The organism is Zunongwangia pacifica, assembly GCF_023499215.1.
In the GTDB taxonomy this organism is placed as follows: Bacteria; Bacteroidota; Bacteroidia; order Flavobacteriales; family Flavobacteriaceae; genus Zunongwangia; species Zunongwangia pacifica.
Genome location: NZ_JAKHSK010000084.1, coordinates 1 through 2,728, shown reverse-complemented (window position 1 = coordinate 2,728; position 2,728 = coordinate 1). Strand labels below are relative to the sequence as shown.

Here is a 2,728-nt window from a genome sequence, read left to right as displayed (position 1 = left end):
ATGCGCCCGACAGGATTGCTCACTATCAAAATGAGCTGTAAAAGTGAAGATATTCATTATATTGAATTTGAGGTGAATATAATCAAAATTAAAAAATTATGAGTATTTACGGATAATCAAACTCGAAAACACCTAAATAAAATTTTCTCATAAAAATCTCTTTTTTTTCGTTGCAACCATGGGGCGCAACCAAGATTGTGTCCACAGGCACACATCTTGAATTAGCACGCAATTTGATAAAAAGTACCTACTTCAAATTCGTGTACACTTTCTATGTGACACCCAATTTTAGGAATTTTCAGTAGCCACTTTATTTTCTTGTTCTATATTTTCCAATAATTCCGAGAGCTTATCGATTAAAGCCAATTCTTCCGATGGAATAAGCTGGATGATAAAATGAAGTACTTCCATAACATTTTGTTTGGGATTGGGTACTTCCTGATCACATATTTGTTGATTTTCTTCTAATGCAACAACACAAACCTTAATTAGGTTTATGATCAATAACATTAGATCGAAGTGACTGTTAACTCTATAATTGCCCTTATAGCATTTTCTTTTTCTACTGTTATCAGATGTTAAGTGCAGCATATGATGTTGCTTCAATTCCAGAAGCTTATTGATGAGTTTTTCCTTTTTCATAACGTTCTTGGTTTTTAAGGATTTCTTTTTTGAGTTTCTTGGGGAAATGAATGTAGTCCGTGTCGTTTTCCAGTATGGCTATAATTTGTTCCAATTGAAACATATCACCATCGGGCATTAGTTCAATGACCATTTCTATCACTAATTGAACACTGGAAGTTTTACTTTGGTGGCTTAAGTTTTTCGAATGAAAATCACCTTCACCATCTAAGGCTAGCACACAGACTTCCAGTAATGATGTAATGCGCATGATGTAATCGGTATAATCTTCAAAGCGAACGGTGGCATTTCTAAAAGTATGCCGTTTGGTTTCTTCCTTTTTTAAACCATACTCAGTAGTTCCAATTCTCTTTAGCTGTATCAATTTTAGTTGATCAAGTTTTTTCGTTTTCATGGGATGCTGTTTTTAAAGTTTGTAATTGATGATTTACAATTGGTAAGAGATAATATAAAAGACATTGGCAATAAGAATGTGCCATGTGAAGGTCTGCTACTGAAAATAATGAGCTATTTCGATAGCGAAGTTCAGTATGGTGAAAGCAAAAGATGCTTTTTAGTGGGGACTGTTCAAATAGGTTTTCTGAAAAAACATTGATAGGTATTTCATGACAAAATTGAACGAGTTTAAAAAGGTATAACGGATGGTGATGTTGCGGATGGTAATGCAGAAATGCATAAATAGTGCCTAAGCAAAGTTGTTCAAAAGATAATCGTATTAAATGTGCGCTTATTAATTCAGCGCTTTCTCCCTTAGCACTTAAGTTTAGACAATGTTTTGCTATTGCTATTCGATCTCGTGTGTAGTTGGTTATGCCCTTAGTATCCAGTTCAGGAATTTGGCTGAGTTGTAAAGAAGCTAATTCAAAAGGAGAACCCTCAACCAAACCACCTGATTGGATTATTTTAGAAAAGAAGTATTTATTGTGATCAGAAGCAGCTATTAACTGTTTTGGCATATAGAGCAATAAACTGATAGTATATTTTCCGCCGGAATCTTGATGGACAATATCTGGAAGGTTAGCAACCGAATTGGAGGGAATATGCTTGCTCAATAGCAACAAATAAAAATGATAGTGTTGCTGTTGCTTGGAAGCATCATTATTCAAGGAATTATGAGTTCCCTGTGCCGATGATTGCATGCCGAAATAGTATAAACTTGTAATTTCGATATGTTTTTTGAGGATTTCCGTAATTTGGGCTAACGCAAATTCGATAACTTTGGGAGGGTGCAAGTTGGTAAGCATAGATCAAAAGGCTTTAAAGTGAAACTTCAGTGATGGTCAATGAGCCTTCAAGTTTTAAAAAGAACTGACCGTAGCGAACCAGAATGACCAGTAAAAAACAATGCATATCTTGTTTTTTACTGCAAAGAGTGATGAGCTAAACTTTAAAAAAGAATGTTTATCTTTGAGATTATGAATACAGCAACAAAAACCAGTCATATCGGTAGAAAGATCAGCCGAATCAGAGAACTTCGAGGCATGAAGCAGGAAGCACTTGCCGCAGAATTAGGGATCAGCCAACAAAGCGTATCCAGTTTAGAGCAAAGCGAGCATATTGAAGATGAAAAGTTGGAGAAAGTGGCTAAGGTATTAGGGGTAAGTAAAGAAGCTATAGAGAACTTTTCGGAGGAAAAAGTTATTAATTTCTTTAATAATTTTAATGATAACAGTTTCAGTAATAGTCAAGGAACATTTGCTGCTACTAACTGTACTTTTAATCCTTTAGATAAATTAGTTCAGGCTTATGAAGAAAAAGAAAGGCTTTACGAACGTTTACTTCAAGCTGAGAAGGAAAAAGTGGCTTATTTGGAGAAATTATCAGATAAGAATTAGTGAAGAAAAAAATATCAAAGATTTGAAAAAGTGTCGACAACCGGTTTGAAACACAGGTAAGTAGGCACTCTTTTTTATTTATAAAATTAGTTGCCCACAATATGAAAAAAATAATCAAATAAATATGAAAATTGATTATCCGTAAATACTCATAATTTCTTAATTTTGATTATATTCACCTCAAATTCAATATAATGAATATCTTCACTTTTACAGCTCATTTTGATAGTGAGCAATCCTGTCGGGCGCAT

General features: G+C 34.1%; 4 protein-coding genes. 1 reads left to right on the top strand and 3 read right to left on the bottom strand.

What is annotated here, in order from left to right; all coding sequences use genetic code 11:
- Positions 1 to 288: 288 nt before the first annotated feature.
- Genes L1967_RS22100 through L1967_RS22090 form a run of 3 tightly spaced genes read right to left on the bottom strand, consistent with a single transcriptional unit; the run spans position 289 to position 1,886 of the window.
- The gene (locus L1967_RS22100) at positions 289 to 642 is read right to left on the bottom strand and encodes a hypothetical protein (protein ID WP_249603657.1); all 354 of its coding nucleotides are present in this window, start codon (positions 640 to 642) and stop codon (positions 289 to 291) included.
- Positions 617 to 1,036 (bottom strand): hypothetical protein, encoded by a 420-nt coding sequence (locus tag L1967_RS22095; RefSeq protein ID WP_249603656.1) that lies wholly within the window; start codon positions 1,034 to 1,036, stop codon positions 617 to 619. The genes L1967_RS22100 and L1967_RS22095 overlap by 26 nt, the downstream gene beginning before the upstream one ends.
- Positions 1,017 to 1,886, bottom strand: coding sequence for a hypothetical protein (locus L1967_RS22090; protein WP_249603655.1), 870 nt, complete (start codon positions 1,884 to 1,886; stop codon positions 1,017 to 1,019). The genes L1967_RS22095 and L1967_RS22090 overlap by 20 nt, the downstream gene beginning before the upstream one ends.
- Positions 1,887 to 2,039: 153 nt before the next feature.
- Between L1967_RS22090 and L1967_RS22085 the strand changes: the two genes are divergently transcribed.
- Entirely contained in the window at positions 2,040 to 2,477 is a 438-nt protein-coding gene (locus tag L1967_RS22085; RefSeq protein WP_420856434.1) for a helix-turn-helix domain-containing protein, read from the top strand.
- Positions 2,478 to 2,728: the final 251 nt, after the last annotated feature.